General features: G+C 65.3%; 22 protein-coding genes. 11 read left to right on the forward strand and 11 right to left on the reverse strand.

All coding sequences use genetic code 11. From position 1 onward, the window contains the following. Positions 1-60 precede the first annotated feature (60 nt). Positions 61-921 carry an NAD-dependent epimerase/dehydratase family protein gene (locus KXR72_RS17935; RefSeq protein WP_437422440.1) on the reverse strand — a complete coding sequence of 287 codons (861 nt, stop codon included), beginning with the start codon at positions 919-921 and terminating at the stop codon, positions 61-63. A 168-nt stretch (positions 922-1,089) separates the two neighbouring features. Between KXR72_RS17935 and KXR72_RS17940 the strand changes: the two genes are divergently transcribed. From KXR72_RS17940 to KXR72_RS17950, 3 genes are all read left to right on the forward strand, one after another. Then, positions 1,090-2,010 (forward strand): hydrogen peroxide-inducible genes activator, encoded by a 921-nt coding sequence (locus tag KXR72_RS17940; RefSeq protein WP_423707242.1) that lies wholly within the window; start codon positions 1,090-1,092, stop codon positions 2,008-2,010. A 4-nt stretch (positions 2,011-2,014) separates the two neighbouring features. Continuing rightward, the gene (gene recG / locus KXR72_RS17945; protein WP_437422441.1) at positions 2,015-4,090 is read left to right on the forward strand and encodes an ATP-dependent DNA helicase RecG; all 2,076 of its coding nucleotides are present in this window, start codon (positions 2,015-2,017) and stop codon (positions 4,088-4,090) included. Between the two features lie 76 nt (positions 4,091-4,166). Next, positions 4,167-5,570, forward strand: a complete 1,404-nt coding sequence (locus tag KXR72_RS17950; protein WP_437422442.1) for an HDOD domain-containing protein — start codon at positions 4,167-4,169, stop codon at positions 5,568-5,570. A gap of 32 nt (positions 5,571-5,602) precedes the next feature. Here the strand turns inward: KXR72_RS17950 and KXR72_RS17955 are convergent, their stop codons facing one another. The 9 genes from KXR72_RS17955 to gspE form a co-directional block, all read right to left on the reverse strand. After that, positions 5,603-6,115, reverse strand: coding sequence for a type II secretion system protein M (locus KXR72_RS17955; RefSeq protein ID WP_437422443.1), 513 nt, complete (start codon positions 6,113-6,115; stop codon positions 5,603-5,605). A 2-nt stretch (positions 6,116-6,117) separates the two neighbouring features. Next, the gene (gspL, locus tag KXR72_RS17960) at positions 6,118-7,254 is read right to left on the reverse strand and encodes a type II secretion system protein GspL (RefSeq protein ID WP_437422444.1); all 1,137 of its coding nucleotides are present in this window, start codon (positions 7,252-7,254) and stop codon (positions 6,118-6,120) included. Positions 7,255-7,257: 3 nt separating this feature from the next. After that, a complete protein-coding gene (gene gspK / locus KXR72_RS17965) occupies positions 7,258-8,235 on the reverse strand; it encodes a type II secretion system minor pseudopilin GspK (RefSeq protein WP_437422445.1) in 978 nt (325 codons plus the stop codon). Further along, positions 8,232-8,945 carry a type II secretion system minor pseudopilin GspJ gene (gene gspJ / locus KXR72_RS17970; protein WP_437422446.1) on the reverse strand — a complete coding sequence of 238 codons (714 nt, stop codon included), beginning with the start codon at positions 8,943-8,945 and terminating at the stop codon, positions 8,232-8,234. The genes gspK and gspJ overlap by 4 nt, the downstream gene beginning before the upstream one ends. Then, on the reverse strand, positions 8,942-9,343 hold the full coding sequence (gene gspI, locus KXR72_RS17975) for a type II secretion system minor pseudopilin GspI (RefSeq protein ID WP_437422447.1): 402 nt from the start codon (positions 9,341-9,343) through the stop codon (positions 8,942-8,944). Before gspI ends, gspJ begins: the two co-directional genes overlap by 4 nt. Further along, a complete protein-coding gene (gspH, locus tag KXR72_RS17980) occupies positions 9,340-9,915 on the reverse strand; it encodes a type II secretion system minor pseudopilin GspH (RefSeq protein WP_437422448.1) in 576 nt (191 codons plus the stop codon). Before gspH ends, gspI begins: the two co-directional genes overlap by 4 nt. A gap of 4 nt (positions 9,916-9,919) precedes the next feature. Next, positions 9,920-10,354, reverse strand: coding sequence for a type II secretion system major pseudopilin GspG (gene gspG / locus KXR72_RS17985; RefSeq protein WP_437422449.1), 435 nt, complete (start codon positions 10,352-10,354; stop codon positions 9,920-9,922). Positions 10,355-10,359: 5 nt separating this feature from the next. Next, positions 10,360-11,574, reverse strand: coding sequence for a GspF family T2SS innner membrane protein variant XcpS (gene xcpS, locus KXR72_RS17990; protein WP_437422450.1), 1,215 nt, complete (start codon positions 11,572-11,574; stop codon positions 10,360-10,362). A 105-nt stretch (positions 11,575-11,679) separates the two neighbouring features. Continuing rightward, on the reverse strand, positions 11,680-13,191 hold the full coding sequence (gene gspE, locus KXR72_RS17995; RefSeq protein WP_437422451.1) for a type II secretion system ATPase GspE: 1,512 nt from the start codon (positions 13,189-13,191) through the stop codon (positions 11,680-11,682). A gap of 531 nt (positions 13,192-13,722) precedes the next feature. Between gspE and KXR72_RS18000 the strand changes: the two genes are divergently transcribed. The 3 genes from KXR72_RS18000 to KXR72_RS18010 are packed head-to-tail and all read left to right on the forward strand — an operon-like array spanning position 13,723 to position 16,632. Next, positions 13,723-14,844 (forward strand): Re/Si-specific NAD(P)(+) transhydrogenase subunit alpha, encoded by a 1,122-nt coding sequence (locus tag KXR72_RS18000; RefSeq protein WP_437422452.1) that lies wholly within the window; start codon positions 13,723-13,725, stop codon positions 14,842-14,844. Positions 14,845-14,857: 13 nt separating this feature from the next. Then, positions 14,858-15,184 carry an NAD(P) transhydrogenase subunit alpha gene (locus tag KXR72_RS18005; protein WP_243607259.1) on the forward strand — a complete coding sequence of 109 codons (327 nt, stop codon included), beginning with the start codon at positions 14,858-14,860 and terminating at the stop codon, positions 15,182-15,184. Next, a complete protein-coding gene (locus tag KXR72_RS18010; RefSeq protein ID WP_437422453.1) occupies positions 15,181-16,632 on the forward strand; it encodes an NAD(P)(+) transhydrogenase (Re/Si-specific) subunit beta in 1,452 nt (483 codons plus the stop codon). The genes KXR72_RS18005 and KXR72_RS18010 overlap by 4 nt, the downstream gene beginning before the upstream one ends. A gap of 60 nt (positions 16,633-16,692) precedes the next feature. Here the strand turns inward: KXR72_RS18010 and KXR72_RS18015 are convergent, their stop codons facing one another. Then, a complete protein-coding gene (locus KXR72_RS18015) occupies positions 16,693-17,277 on the reverse strand; it encodes an NAD(P)H-dependent oxidoreductase (protein WP_437422454.1) in 585 nt (194 codons plus the stop codon). 152 nt (positions 17,278-17,429) lie between these two features. Between KXR72_RS18015 and KXR72_RS18020 the strand changes: the two genes are divergently transcribed. The 5 genes from KXR72_RS18020 to KXR72_RS18040 all read left to right on the forward strand — a co-directional run bounded on the left by KXR72_RS18020 (position 17,430) and on the right by KXR72_RS18040 (position 19,256). Further along, a complete protein-coding gene (locus KXR72_RS18020) occupies positions 17,430-17,759 on the forward strand; it encodes a putative quinol monooxygenase (protein ID WP_437422455.1) in 330 nt (109 codons plus the stop codon). Positions 17,760-17,948: 189 nt separating this feature from the next. Next, positions 17,949-18,107, forward strand: a complete 159-nt coding sequence (locus tag KXR72_RS18025; RefSeq protein WP_437422520.1) for a DUF1127 domain-containing protein — start codon at positions 17,949-17,951, stop codon at positions 18,105-18,107. 106 nt (positions 18,108-18,213) lie between these two features. After that, entirely contained in the window at positions 18,214-18,531 is a 318-nt protein-coding gene (locus tag KXR72_RS18030) for a DUF2388 domain-containing protein (RefSeq protein WP_437422456.1), read from the forward strand. An 86-nt stretch (positions 18,532-18,617) separates the two neighbouring features. After that, the gene (locus KXR72_RS18035; protein WP_437422457.1) at positions 18,618-18,911 is read left to right on the forward strand and encodes a DUF2388 domain-containing protein; all 294 of its coding nucleotides are present in this window, start codon (positions 18,618-18,620) and stop codon (positions 18,909-18,911) included. A gap of 24 nt (positions 18,912-18,935) precedes the next feature. Further along, positions 18,936-19,256, forward strand: coding sequence for a DUF2388 domain-containing protein (locus KXR72_RS18040; protein ID WP_437422458.1), 321 nt, complete (start codon positions 18,936-18,938; stop codon positions 19,254-19,256). Positions 19,257-19,271: the final 15 nt, after the last annotated feature.

Here is a 19,271-nt window from a genome sequence, read left to right on the forward strand (position 1 = left end):
TAGGAGCACGCTCTGCGTGCGACCCCCGCGGCCCCACCCCCCCGCGACGCGGCTCCTTACTTAACCCTTGCCGGGGCGAAGGGAGGCGTAGCCGTTGCGGTAGCTTGGATACTGTGGCACCCAGCCCAGCGCGCGGGCGCGCGCATTACTGCAGCGTTTGCTGCCAGCGCGGCGGGTCATCGTCTGTTCTGCCCAATGCGTGACGCCGAGCCGCTCGCGCAGGAAGTCGACCACTTCGTGAAGGGGGGCAGGGTCGTCATCCACACCCAGATAACAGTCCTCCAGCGGCGCTCCGGCAAGATCCTTTTCCAGCAGGCAGGCGAGCAAGCCGGCGGCATCGTCGCGGTGGATGCGGTTGCTGTACTGCGCAGGCTCCCGATCGACACGCAACCCCGCGCGTACCTGGTTCTGCATCCAGGGCCGCACGGGATCATAGAGCCCCGCCATGCGTACGCAGGTTGCTGGCAGGCCACTGGCCGCCGCCAGCGCCTCTGCTTCCAGCATGACGCTACCGGTGTAGCCGCTCGGTTCGGTTGCCGAGGTTTCGTCGATCCACTCGCCGCCGTGCTGCCCGTAGACGCCGGTGCTGGAGAGGAAGAACAAGCGGCGCGGCTGCTGGCCGCGTTGCTGCAACCAGCCGAGCACGTTGCGCAGGCCCTCGACGTAGGCCTGACGATAACCCGGCTCATCATGTTGGCTGGCCGAAGCGGCGTAGACGAGGTAGTCCAGCGCGACATTGGGCCAACCACGCGGCACCTCGGGCGAGGCCAGATCACCGCGGACCGGCAGAATCGGCACCGGCAGCGACGAGGCCTCGCGGCGCAGGCCGAACACCGTCCAGCCAGCCCGGCTCATCCGCAGCCCCAGACGACTGCCGACGTCACCGCAGCCGGCGATCATTACAGAAGGACGCTTTGCCATGGCGGTTGCTCCATAACCGGTGCGAGCCATCGTTCGGGCCCGCCTGCGTCGAGTGTACTGCTGGCGACGCTTTGTGCGCTCGTTGCGATGTAAAAGGAACAACAGGCAGCCAGTTGGTTCGAACACGAGCAAAGGCTATGCTAGCCGGCACTCTGATGGAATGACGCTATGACACTGACCGAACTGCGCTACATCGTCACGCTCGCCCAAGAACAGCACTTCGGCCGGGCCGCCGAGCGTTGCCATGTCAGCCAACCTACCCTTTCGGTGGGCGTTAAAAAGCTCGAGGACGAGCTTGGCGTGCTGATTTTCGAGCGGACCAAAAGTGCGGTACGCCTGACCCCGGTTGGCGAGGGCATCGTCACCCAGGCGCAAAAGGTTCTCGAGCAGGCACAGAGCATTCGGGAGCTCGCTCAGGCCGGCAAGAACCAGCTGGCGGCACCGCTAAAAGTGGGCGCCATCTACACCGTCGGCCCCTACATGTTCCCGCATCTGATCCCGCAGCTGCACCGCGTGGCGCCGGACATGCCGCTGTATATCGAGGAAAACTTCACGCATATCCTGCGCGACAAGCTGCGCACCGGTGAGCTGGACGCGATCATCATCGCGCTGCCCTTTCAGGAAGCCGATGTCCTGACCCTGCCGCTGTACGACGAGCCCTTCTATGTCCTGATGCCGGCCGGCCATCCGTGGGCGAAGCGCGAAACCATCGACAGCGAAATGCTCAACGACAAGAGCCTGCTGCTGCTCGGGGAAGGCCACTGCTTCCGCGACCAGGTGCTTGAAGCCTGCCCCACCACCCGCAAGGGCGAGGCACCGAGCCATACCACCGTCGAATCCTCCTCGCTGGAAACCATCCGCCATATGGTCGCCTCGGGTCTGGGCGTATCCATCCTTCCGCTGTCGGCGGTCGACAGCCATCACTACTCCGCCGGCGTATTGGACATCCGCCCGCTGACGCCGCCGGTGCCTTTCCGCACCGTGGCGATCGCCTGGCGCGCCAGCTTCCCGCGGCCGAAGGCCATCGAAGTGCTGGCCGATTCCATCCGGCTGTGCTCGGTCGCCAAGCCGCCGGCCGCGAACGCCTGAACCCATGAGCGAGCTGTCGGCGGTCCCGGTCACCGCGATCAAGGGCGTCGGCGCGGCGCTGGCCGAAAAGCTCGCCAAGGTCGGTTTGGAAACCCTGCAGGACCTGCTGTTCCACCTACCATTGCGCTATCAGGACCGTACCCGCATCGTGCCGATCGGCGCGCTGCGTCCAGGCCAGGATGCAGTGGTCGAAGGCACGGTGACCGGCGCCGACGTGGTGATGGGACGACGACGCAGTCTGTTGGTGCGCCTGCACGACGGTAGCGGCAGCCTCAGCCTGCGCTTCTATCATTTCAGCCAGGCGCAGAAGGAAGCGCTCAAGCGCGGCACCCAGGTGCGCTGCTACGGCGAAGTGCGCCCCGGTGCGTCGGGGCTGGAGATCTACCACCCCGAATACCGCGCGCTTAGCGACAGCACGCCGGTCGCCGTGGAACAGACGCTGACCCCGATCTACCCGACCACCGAAGGCCTGACCCAGCAGCGCCTGCGCCAGTTGACTGAACAGGCGCTGGCACGGCTCGGCCCCCACAGCCTGCCGGACTGGCTGCCCGCGGAGCTGACCCGCGACTACCGGCTGGCCAAGCTCGACGAAGCAATCCGTTACCTGCACCGACCGCCGCCGGATGCCGACCTGGAAGAGCTCGCCGAAGGCCGGCACTGGGCCCAGCACCGTCTCGCCTTCGAAGAGCTGCTGACCCACCAACTCTCGATGCAGCGCCTGCGCGAGAGCAGCCGCGCGCAGCACGCGCCTCCGCTACCGGTCGCCCGCGACCTGCCTCAGCGCTATTTGACCAACCTCGGCTTCCAGCCCACCGGGGCGCAGCAGCGCGTCGGCGCCGAGATCGCCTATGACCTGGCCCAGGACGAACCCATGCTGCGCCTGGTGCAGGGCGACGTCGGTGCCGGCAAGACGGTCGTTGCCGCCCTTGCCGCCCTGCAGGCGCTGGAAGCCGGCTATCAAGTCGCACTGATGGCGCCGACCGAGATCCTCGCCGAGCAGCACTTCATCACCTTCTGCAAGTGGCTCGAGCCGCTGGGCATCGAGGTCGCCTGGCTGGCCGGCAAGCTCAAAGGCAAAGCCCGTGCCGCAGCGTTGGAGCGCATCGCGGCCGGCTGCCCGATGGTGGTCGGCACCCATGCGCTGTTTCAGGACGAGGTGCAGTTCCGCCGCCTGGCGCTGGTAATCATCGACGAGCAGCACCGCTTCGGCGTCCAGCAGCGCTTGGCGTTGCGGCGCAAGGGCGTCGAGGGTCGGCTCTGCCCGCACCAGCTGATCATGACCGCCACGCCCATCCCGCGTACCCTGGCCATGAGCGCCTACGCCGATCTGGACACCTCGCTCCTCGACGAGCTGCCGCCGGGCCGCACCCCGGTCAACACCGTGCTGGTGGCCGACAGCCGCCGTCTGGAAGTCATCGAGCGGGTGCGCTCGGCGTGCAATGAGGGACGCCAGGCCTACTGGGTCTGCACCTTGATCGAAGAGTCCGAGGAGCTGACCTGCCAGGCTGCAGAAACAACATTCGAGGACCTCAGCGCGGCGCTTGGCGGCTTAAAGGTCGGCTTGATCCACGGACGCATGAAGCCGGCCGAGAAGGCGGCGGTAATGGCCGAATTCAAGGAAGGCCGGCTGCAGCTGCTGGTCGCCACCACCGTGATCGAGGTGGGTGTCGACGTGCCCAACGCAAGCCTGATGATCATCGAAAACCCCGAACGCCTCGGGCTCGCCCAACTGCACCAGCTGCGCGGGCGCGTCGGGCGCGGCAGCGCGGCCAGCCATTGCGTGCTGCTCTATCATCCGCCGCTTTCGCAGATCGGCCGCGAACGGCTGGCGATCATGCGCGAAACCTGCGACGGCTTCGTCATCGCCGAGAAGGACCTTGAGCTGCGCGGCCCCGGCGAAATGCTCGGCACCCGTCAGACGGGGCTGCTCCAATTCAAGGTCGCCGACTTGATGCGTGACGCAGATCTCCTTCCGAGCGTCCGTGACGCAGCCCAGGCACTTCTGGCACATTGGCCCCAGCATGTCAGCCCATTGCTTGAGCGCTGGCTGCGCCATGGTCAGCAATACGGTCAGGTTTGACGCTCGTCGGCAAACCCAAACCGCACTAAAGCTGGGGCTATACTGCGCCGCACGGGAATAAGACGGAACCTCGCTCATGAATTCGGCTGTCGACCAAACCAACGATGTCACGCTGCCTCCCCTGATTGTCCAGCTGCTGGACAAGTTGGCGCTGCCCTACCGCACCTGTGAAGACCGCACGGACCTGGACCCCGCCACGCGTGTGCAGGCCGTGCTGCTGGACGACGCCATCGGCGCACTGCTGGTTCTGTATCCCCGTGACCACCTGCTCGACCTGCCGCGCCTGGTCGAGCTGACTGGCCGCCAGCTCACCGCCGTCACGCCCGAACGCCTAACGCGCATGCTGGCCAAGCAGGACCTGCGCGTGCTGCCAGGCCTGCCACCGCTGACGAGCTCCCCCTGTCTTTATGAAGAGCGTCTGCTGCAACAGCCTGAAGTGCTGGTCGACAGCGGCCACCCTGGCCTGCTGGTGGCCATGGCCAGCCAGGACTTCAAGCAACTGCTCAGCAAGGCCAGCGCCGGCCAGTTCGCCGCGCCGCTGAGCGGCATTCGCCCTAACCTCGATCGCCCCGGCGACGACAGCACCGAGATCAGCCAAGCGGTGCAGAGCTTCACCGCGCGGCGCATCCAGAAGCGCCTCGAGGAGACCCTCGAGATTCCCCCGTTGCCGCAGACGGCACAGAAGATCATCAAGCTGCGCGTGAGTCCTGAAGCGAGCGTCGACGACATGACCGGCGTGGTCGAGACCGACCCGGCACTCGCCGCGCAGGTGGTCAGTTGGGCCGCCTCGCCTTACTACCGCGCCCCCGGCAAGATTCGCTCGGTGGAGGACGCCATCGTCCGCGTATTGGGCTTCGATCTGGTCATCAACCTCGCCCTGGGCCTCGCGCTCGGCAAGACCCTCAGCCTGCCGAAGGATCACCCGCAGCAGGCCACGCCCTACTGGCAACAGGCGATCTACACCGCCGCAGTGATCGAGGGGCTGAACCGTGCGATTCCTCGCACCCAGCGCCCCGAGGCAGGCCTCAGCTACCTGGCCGGGCTGCTGCACAACTTCGGTTATCTGGTACTGGCCCACGTCTTCCCACCGCACTTTTCGCTGATCTGCCGGCACCTGGAGGTCAACCCGCACCTGGACCACAGCACCATCGAACAGCACTTGCTGGGCATCACCCGCGAGCAGATCGGTGCCTGGCTGATGCGCTACTGGGAAATGCCGGAGGAATTGTCGGTCGCCTTGCGGTTCCAGCATGACCCGGACTACACCGGCGAGCATGCCGGACATGCGAACCTGGTCTGCCTGGCCGTGCATCTGCTGCGCAACCGCGGCATCGGCTCGGGGCCTTATGCAGACATTCCGCAAAGCCTGTTCGATCGCCTGGGCCTCACCCGGGAAAAGGCCGACGACGTAGTCAACAAGGTGCTCGACGCCGAAGCTGCGTTGCGCGCCTTGGCCAACCAGTTCCAGCCAACAGCCTGAGGCTAGAGGCTGGCCGGGCTCCTGCTCCCCGGTCAGCCGCCGGCTAGAAAACTCACTCGCGCATCCACCAGCCCATCGCCGACCTGGCTGATGCTCACCTCACCGATGGCGGCTCCATTGCCCTGCATCTCATCGAACCAGCGCAGCAGCGTCGGGTAGGACGCGCTCGGCAGGCTGACCTGCAGGCTGCCGTCACTGCCGTTGTCGAAGCTCTCGATGGTCAGGCCGTTGGCCTGTGCACTCTGGGTGACCAGGCCCTGCAGCGCCTCGGGCGCCAGCACAATGGGATTGCTGCGGGACATCTGCCGTGCCAGCTCAGTGTTCTGCTGCAGATAGGCATAGAGTTCGCGCTCACGCTCGAACGCTTCACGCGCATCGCGGACCCGCTGCTGCGCCGGTTGCCACAGCAACAAGTAGAACAGCACTACCAACAGGAAGGCGCCGAGCAAGGTCAGGGAGAGCCGCTCACGCGGCTGCAGACGCTGCCAACGAAGCCAGAGCGGTGATTCGGCCAGGCGTACGCGCAGTTGTTGTTTCAGATCCATCTCTAGCCTCCTATCACGACGCGCGCGCTCACCGAATCGCCTTCGCGGCTGGCCGACCCGAGCTGCACGCTGCGGCCGGTCTCGCCCAGGCGTTGCCGAAGCTGCTCCAACGCGGCGAAATCACTGGCCTGCACCTGAAGCGCCATGTCGCCCCGCCCCTGGTTGTAATCGAGCTGGCTGATCGACACCGGTAGGCCTTCGGCGATCGCCAGCGCGACCTCATCGAGCACGCGCATGAACTGCCCGCCTGTAGTGTCACTCTGGCCGATGTGATCGGCGAACTGAGCCCGAAGGTTGACGATGCGCGTGTCCTCCGGGAACAGCTCGGTGTAAAGGGCGCGGCTGGCCTCGGCGTATTCCTCCGCCTGGCGCCCGAGCGACCAGGCCTGGACCAGGTTGAACACCAATTGCACTGCCAATACCAAGGCCAGCACCACCATCAGCGGCTTCCACTGACCGAGCCCGCTGCCAGCGGCGCGCACGGCAAATTCCCCCTGCGCGAGGTTTAGCGCCGCGGCGCGGCCGCTGGCAAGAAAGCGATAGGGCTCATCCAGCCTCACATAATCCGCCAACGGCGCGGGTGGCTCGTCAAGCGTGCCGTTCGCATGCAATGGCGGTGGACATTGCGCGGCAAGGTGAGGCCACTGGCCGCTGGCGAAGGCCAGGCGAGCTTCCGGCGCACCGCCCAGCAAGGCGCGGCCGTCGAGAAACAGTAACTGGGTGCCGTCACGCGGCAGCAGGTCGGCATCGACATGGATGGCTACAACGGTCAGTCCAAGTGCTTGCAGATCGGCCAGCCAGTCGGCCAGCTGTTGGCGGCGAATGGCGATCACACGGCGGCGGCCATCCTCCAGCGCATCGCCGTGGGTCAGGTGAAGGTCGTCGACGTTCTCCGCCAGCAGCTCCTCGACGGCATAGGCCAGCGCCTGGTTAACCCACCGCGCCTTGCGTGTCGGCAGGTTGACCGCGAAATAACTGCATACCTCGGCAGGCAGTACCAGGGTTAGCCCTGTACTCGCCTGCTCGGCGCATCCGGCCAGTGGCAGCCAGGCGCCGGGGCCCTCGCCAGGCAGCCAGTAGGCCTGAGTATCGCCGTTGAGGCGGGCGCCGCAGTCAGCGGGCAGGAACAGGCAGTCCATGGGCTATCGATCTCCATCATCGAGTTGGGCGGGCAGGCGAGGTGGCTGCCCGAGGTTACGCTGCAGCACGCGCACGGCACCATCGTCTTCACGGTGTAACTGGCTGACCAGCGCCAGGCGCCGGTCGCCGAGGCGCACTTCGCTGATCGCCTGGAAGTGCTGGCTCGTCACCGCCAGCGTGATGCCTTGCAGTTGGACACCGCTGAGCGCCGGTTGCGCCATGAAGGTTGCGGTGTCGCGAAACGGTGTCGATTGCCGCGCCTTGACCAGCGCCTGAGCCGCACTCGGGCTGAGGCTGTCGGCGAGGCTGGAAAGCACCATGGCGCTGGCGGTATTGACGTTCAACGGGGTATCGGCCGGCAGCACACTGACGTAGGGCGCCAGGCGCTGGAAGTCCTCGTCGCGCATGTCCAGCAACAAGCGCAACTCGGACAGATCTTCGAGCCCGCGCCCAGCGGTCCGGTATGACGGCTCAAGAAGCAGGTAGGCATTGTCCTCGGCGCCCAGCTCGCCGCTGGGCTGCTGATCGCTGTCGAGCCAGTCGAGCAGGCGCTCGGCATAGGGTGCGCTGATCTGCAGCCGCAGCAGAAGGCGGCGGAACTGGGCAAGGGCGGCAGCATTGGGCTGCTGCTCCTGCACCAGGCTGTTCAGGTTGAACCGGCCGGCCAGATCCTCGATACGCACCTGTACCTGGCCCTGCCCCTCGTCCAGGTCATAGGCTGGCTGCGGCAGCGCCCAGGGCTCGAGTAGATGATCGACCGCAGGCACGCCCTCGGCCGAGGCCTCCCGATCCTGGCGCAGGATCGACTGGGCCAACGCTTCCCCACCCAGCGCGTAGTGCCAAGCCTGGCGCGCCTGCATCTGATTACCGGTGCCCCGGATCGACAGCTGCTGACGAGCGATCATGCCGGCGCAGACGACAGTAACGATTGCCACCACCAGCAGCACGGTGATCAGCGCGACACCACGCTGGGCTTTCATTGCATCTCCCCCACGCCGCCAGGCTCCGGCACGCCCTGGGAGTCGGGTTGGATGAACTGCTGCGCCGGTGCCGGGCCATCCGGCAGGCGCAGCAAACGGGTGATGGTGCCGTAGCGGCGATGATCGAACGACACCTCGACCGCGACCGGCATGCGTCGCGCCTGTTCGGCCGGATCGCCACGGCCAAACTCGAAAGGCGGCCATTCCTCGTGCCAGCTGTTCTCAGCGTCGAGGTAACGCAGGCGCAGCGCCAACACATCATCGAGCACACGTTGTATGCGCGGTTCGCTGTCGACATCACGGTCGAGCACCACCCAGTAGAGCCGCTCCAATGTGTCGCCCGATAAGCGCCAGCGCACCCGTTGAAGATTCGAACGCCGCAGGCCCGTGGGGTTGCGCCAGCCGCTGCGGGTCAGCTCCATCGAGACGCCATCTTCGCCCGAAAGCTGGCCGATGAAGGCGTTCTGCTCGTCGCCGAAGCCGTCGCGCACAGGCCGCGGTGCCGCCTGGATCAGATCGCGTTCGAATGTCCAGACGGCACGGCCGAGCTCGCGCAACTGGCCCTCCTGAGCACGGATCACCTCGTCGCTGCGTAGCACTGTCTCGAGCATTCGGTAGGTCGCCAGCCCAAGCAGGGCAAACAGGGCGATGGCGATCAGCAGCTCGAGCAGCGTGAATCCCGCCTCCAGGCGGGAGCGGATTGCGGTCATGGTTCGACGCCAACGAAACCGGTGATGCTGGTCACCGCACGCTCGTCGATCGAGCCGGAAGACGCCCCGCGTCGGGCCTCGGCGGCGGCGACCCAGACGCGAATCCTGAGCAATCCAGGCGTGCCGCTGGTCTCGACCTCGCTCAGCGTCTGCCATTGGCGTCCACCGAACTCCAGCTCGGTGTCCTCACGGCCAACGCTTGGCGCCGGTTCCTGCAGTTGCAGTTCGGTCAGGCGATTGTCGGCGATCCAGCCGGCAAGCGTCAGCGCTTCCAGGCGCGCCGCGTTGCTTACGCTGCGCCCGGCGGCGGTCAGCACCACGGCGGCGACGATGGCGAAGATCGCCAGCGCCACTAGGACTTCTAGCAGGGTGAATCCCCGTGCAGCACGAACGCTCATCGGCGATCTTCCAGGGGCACGGCCTGCGGCATGCGGAAGCCGTCGCTGGAGACGACCCAGCGAGTGCCGCCGGGACGCTGGTCCGCGAACGTCAGCGTGAAGGGTGACATTTCGCCGCTGGAAAGAATCAGCAATTGCGGCTGCAGACGCGGTGCGCGGCGGCGCTCGCGGTCGCCCTCCTGGGATAGCCCTGCCCGGTCATCCTCACGCGTGGTCGGGGCGATCAGCTCCAGCGGCGAACCGTCGAGCTCGAGCTCCATGCGGATGAAATCCGGCGGCTGGTGCGCCTGGGTGTCGCCAGCATCGAGCCAGCGCTGCTTGGCCTCGTCATAGCGCAGCACGCGGTAGCTCTCGCGGTTGACCAGCAAGCCGTATTCACGGCTGTCCAGCACCGCCTCGTCAGCGAGCAGTCCGATCAGGTTGGCCAGGCGTTGCGCTTCGTCCCGGATGTCCCGGGATGAACTCGTGCTGCCAATGGAGAGCACCGCCAAGCCGACCAGGCTGCCGAGGATGACGATCACCACCAGCAGTTCGATCAGCGTGAAGCCGCCCTCCCGGCGCGCCCGCGACATGAGATCAGAGGTCCCAGTTGCCGATGTCCGCGTTCAGGTCGGAGCCGCCCTGCTTGCCGTCAGCACCGTAGGAGTAAAGGTCGTACTGGCCTTGGGTGCCCGGCGAGAGGTACTGGTAGTCGTTGCCCCATGGGTCCTTGGGCACACGCTTGAGGTAACCGTCGCGGTTCCAGTTCTTCGGTTGCGGGTTGCCGGACGGTTTCTCCACCAGCGCATCCAGGCCCTGCTGGGTACTCGGGTAGGCGTAGTTGTCCAGCTTGTACATGTCTAGCGCGGCGCCGATGGCTTTGATGTCACCCTTGGCGACGGTGACCTTGGCCTGGTCCGGGCGGTTCATCACCTGCGGCACGACCAGCGCGGCAAGAATCCCGAGGATCACCACCACGACCATGATTTCGATAAGGGTAAAACCCGATTGTTTACGCGTGTTCAACGTCATGCTCACTAGCCCACCAGTTGATTGAGAGAAAGGATCGGCAGCAGGATCGCCAGCACGATCACCAATACCACGGCCCCCATGAACACCAGCATGAAGGGTTCGAACAGCCCCACCATCAGCGAGATCTGCGCAGCCAGGTCGTTCTCCTGGTTGCGCGCGGTGCGGGCGAGCATCTGATCCAGCTCGCCGGACTTCTCACCGCTCGCGATCATGTGCAGCATCATCGGCGGAAACTCGCCCGTCGCGTCCAGCGCTCGCGTCAGGCTGCCGCCCTCACGGACGCGTTGCGCCGCCTCGATGACCTTGTCGCGAATACGCAAGTTGGCGATCACCGCGGCCGCAATACCGAGCGCATCCACCAGCGGCACGCCGCTGCGCGTGAGGATCGCCAAGGTCGAGGCGAACCGCGCGGTGTTGGTCGCCCGCGACAGCCGCCCGACCAACGGAATGCGCAGGATCACAGCATGCCAGCGCCGCCGGATGCCCTGGTCGCGCAGCGCCTGTCGCACGCCCAGGCCCGTTACCACGATCACCACCAGCATCAACCAGCCCCAGCGCTGCACCGCCTCGCTCACTGCGATCAGCCCGGTGGTCAGTGCCGGCAGTTGTTGCCCGGTGTTGACGAAAACCTTCACCACATCCGGCACCACGTAGCCCAGCAGAAGGATGACAATCGCCAACGAGGCCACCAGCAAGATCACCGGGTAGAGCAGCGCCAGTTGGATTTTCTGCCGTGATTGCTGGCGCTGGTCGGTGTAGTCGGCCAGCTGGTCAAGCACCAGCCCCAGGTGCCCGGCGTGTTCGCCGGCGGCGACAGTGGCGCGATACAGCTCGGGAAACGCGGACGGGTATTCACGTAACGAACCCGCCAGACTATGGCCTTCCATGACGCGCGCCCGGACCGCCAGCAGCATCGACTTGATCTTCTGCGAAGCGGACTGAGCCGCCGCCGCACGCAATGCCTCCTCGATCGGCAACGCCGCCTGTACCAGGGTCGCCAGCTGCCGGGTGACCAGCGCCAGGTCGCGTGCCGACAGCCCGCGACCAAACGAGAAACCTGCGCCGCCGCTGTCCTCCTTGGCCTTGGCCTGCTTGACCTCAAGCGGGGACCACTGCTTTTCACGCAGAAGCTGGCGAGCCTGACGCGCACTGTCCGCCTCGATCAGCCCCTTCTGTTCGCGGCCGCGGGGGTCGAGCGCGATGTATTCGAACGCTGCCATCAGCCACGCGCCCCATACATCAGCACACCGCAGCCAATCATCCGAATCGGCTCATGAGGTTGCACGGCGACCGCCCTGTCCGAGCGCCAATCATTGGCTTTCATCTCACTCCTCACGTGTGACGCGTAACACTTCCTCGATGGTCGTCACGCCCTCTCGCACCTTGCGCAGGCCGTCGTCACGAATGCTTGGTCCCAGCCGGCGCGCGTGGCGCAGCATGTCCTGCTCGGGCGCGCGGGTATGGATCATGCTGCGCAGGGCATCGTCGAACATCACCAACTCGTAGATACCCGTCCGGCCGCGGTAGCCGAGCTGGCGGCACACATCGCAACCCTCAGCGTGATACAGCGTCGGCGCCTCGCTTGGGTCGAGCCCGAACAACGCGCATTCGGCCTCGTCGGCCACGTAGGGGCGTTTGCAGTCATTACACAGCACGCGTACGAGGCGCTGGGCCAGCACGGCAAGCAGCGACGAGGAGATGAGAAAGGGCTCGACGCCCATGTCCACCAGGCGCGTAACCGCGCCAATGGCACTGTTGGTGTGCAGGGTCGAGAGCACCAGGTGGCCGGTGAGCGACGCCTGCACCGCCATGTCGGCGGTTTCCTGGTCACGGATCTCGCCGACCATCACCACGTCCGGGTCCTGACGGAGGATGGCGCGCAGGCCGCGGGCGAAGGTCATGTCGACCTTGGTGTTGACCTGGGTCTGGCCGATGCCCTCGAGGTTGTATTCGATGGGGTCCTCGACGGTGAGGATGTTGCGCGTGCGGTCGTTGAGCGTGACCAGGCTGGCATAGAGCGTGGTGGTCTTGCCCGAGCCGGTCGGGCCGGTGACGAGGATGATGCCGTGCGGTTTCTGCACCGCCTGTTCCATCACCTTGCGGTCGCGGTCGCTCATGCCCAGGTGGCGCAGCGTCAGGCGTCCGGCCTGCTTGTCGAGCAGGCGCAGCACCACGCGCTCGCCGTTGGCCGAAGGCAGCGTCGAGACGCGGATGTCCACCTCGCGCCCGCCGACCCGCAGGGAGATGCGGCCGTCTTGCGGGATGCGCTTTTCGGCGATGTCCAATCGCGCCATGACCTTGATCCGCGAGACCAGCAGCGCCGCCAGCTCACGCTTGGGCTGCACCACCTCGCGCAGGATGCCGTCGATGCGAAAGCGGATCACCAGTCGTTTCTCGAAGGTCTCGACGTGGATGTCCGAGGCGTTTTCCTTGATCGCCTCGCCGAGGATCGCGTTGATCAGCCGAATGATCGGCGCGTCGTCCTCCTGCTCGAGCAGATCCTCGGTTTCCTGGATCTGGTCGGCCAGGCTGTGCAGGTCCATCTCGTTGCCCAGGCCCTCGACCATCTGCATCGCCGCGGACGAATCGTGCTGATAGGCCGAGCTCAGGGCCTGCTCGAACTCGTCCTGCGCCAGCCACTGCATCGCCAGCGGCCCACCGGCGACGCGCTGCGCCTCCTGCAGTGCGGTCAGCGGCGCACCTTCACGCGCACACAGGCGCAAGCCCTCGGGACGCTCCAGCAGCAGCACGCCGTGGCGGCGGGCGAAGGCGAAAGGCAACCGCCGTGGCAGCGGCTCCTCGAGCAAGGTCATCTCGTTCACGTTCAATTCGGTCATGCCGGCTATTTTCTCGCAGAGCGTGCGCATGGGGATGGCCGGCGGTCCGATCCTGGCGCGGCCAACAGCTATGGACTACAGGGAATGCATGACATTGCAAACCGTGCGCGGAATTTAACGTGCGGCTGGCCGCGGTCAATCGCGTAACCGGCACCAAGGTCGAATATAGACAAGGCCGCAGGCGAATACCGCGTCTATGGGCCGTCATTCATGATTGCGCCGCGCACAACCCGGCATGGAACCTTAGACGAAGGTCGAATCCAATACCGACGCGGCCTGCAGCGATGCGGAGCAACCTAACGGTCACATTGTGAACGAACCGCCACACTTGCGTTCACGTTAAAACAGTTGTTTGATTTTTTCAGTCCTTGCAGAATGCCGCGCCGCACCGGGCTTTGCCTGGATGCGAGGGCCGTAGCCGATCCACGCTCGACCGCCATCCGCAGTGGTCGGGCGAAACGTAACGCCAGCGATTCATGGCCGGTCGACCGGCAGGACCGCAGGCGACGATCCAGCAGGAGAACAAGAACAATGCACATTGGTGTTCCTCTCGAAACCAGGCCCGGTGAAACGCGCGTCGCCGCGACACCGGAAACCATCAAGAAGCTGATCGGGCAAGGGCATCGGGTGACGGTGCAGAGCGGAGCTGGCGTACAGGCCAGTATTCCGGACAGTGCCTTCGAGGCGGCAGGCGCCACCATCGCCGATGCCGCTGCGGCGTTCGCAGCAGAGATCCTGCTGAAGGTGAACGCACCGAGCGAGACCGAACTGGCGCAGATCGCGCCCGGTACGGCTCTGATCGGCATGCTCAATCCCTTCGACAATGACAACATCGCACGCATGGCCGAACGCGGCGTCACCGCCTTCGCCCTGGAGGCCGCGCCGCGTACGTCCCGCGCGCAGAGCCTCGACGTGCTCTCCTCCCAGGCCAACATCGCCGGCTACAAGGCGGTGATGGTCGCGGCCAACCAATATCCGCGCTTCATGCCGATGCTGATGACCGCCGCCGGGACGGTGAAGGCCGCGCGCGTGCTGATCCTTGGCGCTGGTGTCGCCGGGCTGCAGGCCATTGCCACGGCCAAGCGCCTGGGTGCGGTGATCGAAGCCTCGGACGTGCGTCCGGCGGTGAAGGAGCAGATCGAGTCCCTTGGCGCCAAGTTCGTCGACGTGCCGTTCGAGACCGACGAAGAGCGCGAATGCGCCGAAGGCGTCGGTGGCTATGCCCGTCCGATGCCGGCGTCCTGGATGACACGTCAGGCCCAGGCCGTGCATGAACGTGCCAAGCAGGCCGACATCATCATCACCACCGCGCTGATTCCGGGCCGCAAGGCACCGACGCTGCTGCAGGAAGAAACCGTGCAGCAGATGAAGCCCGGTTCGGTGGTGATCGACCTCGCCGCCTCTCAGGGCGGTAACTGTCCATTGACCGAAGCCGATCAGGTGGTGGTCAAGCACGGCGTGACCCTGGTTGGCTACACCAACCTGGCGACCCTCGTGCCGGCGGATGCCTCGGCGCTATACGCCCGCAACCTGCTGGACTTCCTCAAGCTGGTGATCGATGGCGAAGCCAAGTTCCAGCTCAATCTTGAAGACGACATCGTCGCCGCGTGCCTGATGTGCCGCGATGGCCAGGTCGTGCGCACCAACGCTTAAGGGAGCCCGAACGATGGACCTGATATCCGATGGCATCTACAACCTGATCATCTTCGTGCTGGCGATCTACGTCGGCTACCACGTGGTCTGGAACGTCACCCCGGCGCTGCATACACCGCTGATGGCGGTCACCAACGCCATCTCCGCGATCGTCATCGTCGGCGCCATGCTGGCCGCTGCGCTGACCGTCACGCCGATGGGCAAGCTGATGGGCACCCTGGCCGTGACCCTGGCCGCGGTCAACGTCTTCGGTGGCTTCCTCGTCACCCGCCGCATGCTGGAAATGTTCAAGAAGAAGGAGCGTGCCGTTGCTGGCGCCAAGGCGGAGGCCAAGCCATGAGCATGAACCTGATCACCCTGCTCTACCTCGTCGCTTCGGTGAGCTTCATCCAGGCCCTCAAAGGCCTGTCGCACCCCACTACTTCGCGCCGCGGCAACCTGTTCGGCATGGTCGGCATGGGCATCGCCGTGGTCACCACGGTATTCCTGGTGTTCAAGCTCGGCTCACAGCTGGCTGAGAGCGCCAGCCCCTGGAGCGGCCTGGGCTTCATCGTCCTTGGCCTGTTGATCGGCGGCAGCATCGGTACGCTGATGGCCAAACGCGTCGAGATGACCAAGATGCCCGAGCTGGTCGCCTTCATGCACAGCATGATCGGCCTGGCGGCGGTATTCATTGCCATCGCCGCCGTGCTCGAGCCGCAATCGCTGGGCATCGTCCAGGCGCTCGGCTATCCGATTCCGGCCGGTAACCGTCTGGAGCTCTTCCTCGGCGCGGCCATCGGTGCCATCACCTTCTCCGGTTCGGTGATCGCCTTCGGCAAGCTCTCGGGCAAATACAAGTTCCGCCTGTTCCAGGGCGCGCCGGTGGTGTTCGCCAACCAGCACAAGGTCAACCTCGCTGTCGGCGTGGCGATTCTGGTGCTGGGCCTGCTCTACACCTTCAGCGGCAATTTCACCGCGTTCATGATCCTCGTGGCGCTGGCTTTCGTGATCGGCGTGCTGATCATCATCCCCATCGGCGGCGCGGACATGCCGGTGGTGGTGTCGATGCTCAACAGCTACTCGGGCTGGGCGGCGGCCGGGATCGGTTTCTCGCTGAACAACTCGATGCTGATCATCGCCGGTTCCCTGGTCGGTTCGAGCGGCGCGATCCTCTCGTACATCATGTGCAAGGCGATGAATCGCTCGTTCTTCAACGTGATCCTCGGCGGCTTCGGTGCCGACGCCGATGCCGGACCGGCGGCCGGCAGCAAGGAGCAGCGTCCGGTGAAATCCGGCTCCAGCGACGACGCCGCCTTCCTGCTGTCGAACGCCGATACCGTGATCATTGTCCCTGGCTACGGCCTGGCGGTGGCTCGCGCGCAGCACGCGCTGATGGAGCTGGCCGAGAAGCTGACGCACATGGGCGTGACCGTGAAATACGCGATCCACCCGGTCGCCGGCCGCATGCCGGGGCATATGAACGTGCTGCTGGCCGAAGCCGAGGTGCCCTACGAGCAGGTCTTCGAGATGGAGGACATCAACTCGGAGTTCGGCCAGGCCGACGTGGTGCTGGTGCTCGGCGCCAACGACGTGGTCAACCCGGCGGCGAAGAACGATCCCAAGTCGCCCATCGCCGGGATGCCGATCCTCGAGGCCTACAAAGCCAAGACGGTCATCGTCAACAAGCGCTCCATGGCCAGCGGCTATGCCGGCCTGGATAACGAACTGTTCTACATGGACAAGACCATGATGGTCTTCGGCGACGCCAAGAAGGTCGTCGAGGACATGGTCAAGGCTGTGGAATAAGCGACACCGCGACACCAAAGCCCCTCCCGGCGCCGCCGCGAGGGGCTTTGTTTTGTCGGATCAGATGCCCAGCACCGAAGCCAGGTGCGTTTCGTAGCGCTTGATATCGGCTTCGATGGCCGGGCGCTTCATGACGTCGTCGCACAGGAACGTCGGCAGACTCGTCATGCCAAGGAACTGGTTGGCCTTGTGGAACGGGAAGTACACCGCGTCCACGCCCTTGCCTTCGAAGAAATCGGAGGGATCGTCGAAGGCCTGTTGCGGCGCGTTCCAGGTCGCCGAAATCATGTACTGCTTGCCCTGCAACAGCCCGCCGCTGCCGTATTTCTGCGAGGCATCGGCGCGCGTGCGCCCGTCGTTGGCATAGAGGCTGCCGTGGCCCTCGGTGAACACCTCGTCGAGGTATTGCTTCACCGTCCAAGGCGCGCCCATCCACCAGCCGGGCATCTGATAGATGATCACGTCCGCCCAGAGAAACTTGGCGATTTCTTCGGCCAGGTCGTAACCCGCGTCGATCTGGGTTTGCTTGACGTCGAAGCCGGCGCGATCGAGCAGGCTCAGCGCAGTCTGATGGAGGGTCGCGTTGTATTGGCCCTCGGAATGGGCGAACCGCTTACCACCGTTGAGAAGCAGGATGTTGGTCATGAATAACGCTCCACGAATCAGAATGGCGAGCAGCCTAACGATCAGCACCAGGGCGATCCAGAGCGGCGCTGGCAAATGGCTTTTGACTGGAAGTCATGAATGGTGGGCGCGCGCCTACGCTAGGCTGAGCGACCTCAGACTTGGAGCTCTCCATGAACGACCGCTGCGCCTTCATCCTCCACACCCACACCCGGCCAGAAAAATCCGCCAAGTTCGAAGCGCTCTTCAGCCGCTACGTCGCCGCCAGCCGGGCCGAAGCGGGCTGCATCGAGTACCACATGCTGCGCGATGCGGCAGACCCGACGCTGTTCATCTTCTTCGAGGTCTGGCAATCCGCGGCGCATCTGGAGGCACACAACGCTCTGCCACATATGCAGCACTTCCGTGAACAGCAAATGATGTATCTCACGCGCGATGTCGAGATCCGCCCCGTGAACATGCTCAGCGCGCCCAGCAGCGAGCCGGCCCGGCCGTTGCGCTGAACAGTTTCTCGACCGCAAAGCAGTACAGTTGCCCGCCACACGCGACTGCACCCGCACAATTCCCCTCGCCTGTGACTGTTGCGCAACAGCCCGGCACGCGAACCTGTTTGCCCATACCCCATCCCCGCCGAATGCGGGAAGGAGCGGCACGTGGAACGCGTACTGGAGCGAGACTCACCGACGATCAGCCTGCCCTCACTGCGCCGGATCGCACACCTGCTCAGGCTCTGGCAGCAACGTGCCCGCACGCGGCAGCAGCTGGCGGCGCTGGACGAGCGCCAACTGGCCGACGTCGGCATCAGCCACAGCGAACGACAGGACGAACTGAACAAACCCTTCTGGCGCTGACGCAACGCTTTACCGGCGATTACCTCGGCTGCCAAGCTGAACGGCACCCTCGCCCGGCGGTCGAAGCGGCTATCGGCAGGGCGCCGTATCTAGCCTGGAGAACGCTATGAACAAATATCTGTTGTCTATCGCCACCGCAGCCTGCCTGGCCGCGGGTACTGCCTCGGCCGGGAGCGTCACCGGCACCCTCGATGCGATTGGTGGGTCGCTGGTGAATACCATCGAAGGCACCTCCGACATCACCTCCAACGTTGGTGACAACAAGCTGGTACGCGATGCCCGCGACGATGCCGCCCGCTTCGTTGCCAGCAATGGCGAAGCCCGCGGTGCCGAGCTCGAAGCGGCCCTGCAGCACATCCGCCAGCAGGCCCCGGCGCTGCAGGCGAGCGACCTGGAACTCGCCGGCGCTATCTTGGCGCTCTGAACGGAATTTCCGCGAGCGCAGCGCTGGTCCCGGTACCGGCGTTTCGCTAGCCTTGGCGCCCGTTCGTTTCAGACGCCAGGATTCGCATGCGTTCGCTCTACCTCGCTCTTGTCGGCTGTTGCCTATGCGGCAGCGCTCAGGCCTTCGATAGCCTGACCGGTGCCGTCGTCGCCTCCAGCTATGTCGCCAGCCAGGTGACCAGCGCCCCCTTCGACAACAAGCTGATCCGTGACTCCCGCGACGACGCGGCACGCTTCGTCGCCAGCCATGGCCAGTGGCGCAGCGCGCGCCTGGAAGCGGCGCTGCACTGGTTGCGCGCCGAGCACCCGGACCTGGCGGCAGGCGATCTTGAACTGGCCGAGGCGATCCTCGTCCAATGACCCAACCGTTTTCATGAGTACACTATGAAGCCCACCCTGATCACCCTGCCCGTCGCGCTGGCCCTCTTCGCGGGTGCCGTACAGGCGCAGACGCTGGTCGCCACCAGCAACATCCTGGTCAACGCCCTGGATCGCAGCATCAACTTCACCTCCGACGTGACCAGCCGCATCAGCGACATGAAGATCGTGCGCGAAGCCCAGGACGATGCCGCCGGCTTCGTCGCCAGCGAAGGCGACATCCGCAGCGCCCGCCTTGAGGCCGCTTTCGGCGCGCTGCGCAGCCGCTTCCCCGAGGCGCGCCAGGCCAGCGACCAGGCCCTGGCCGAAACCATCCTCGCACAGTGAGCACCTCGCGCAGCT

It is taken from the genome of Stutzerimonas chloritidismutans, from assembly GCF_051486945.1.
GTDB lineage: Bacteria > Pseudomonadota > Gammaproteobacteria > Pseudomonadales > Pseudomonadaceae > Stutzerimonas > Stutzerimonas chloritidismutans_B.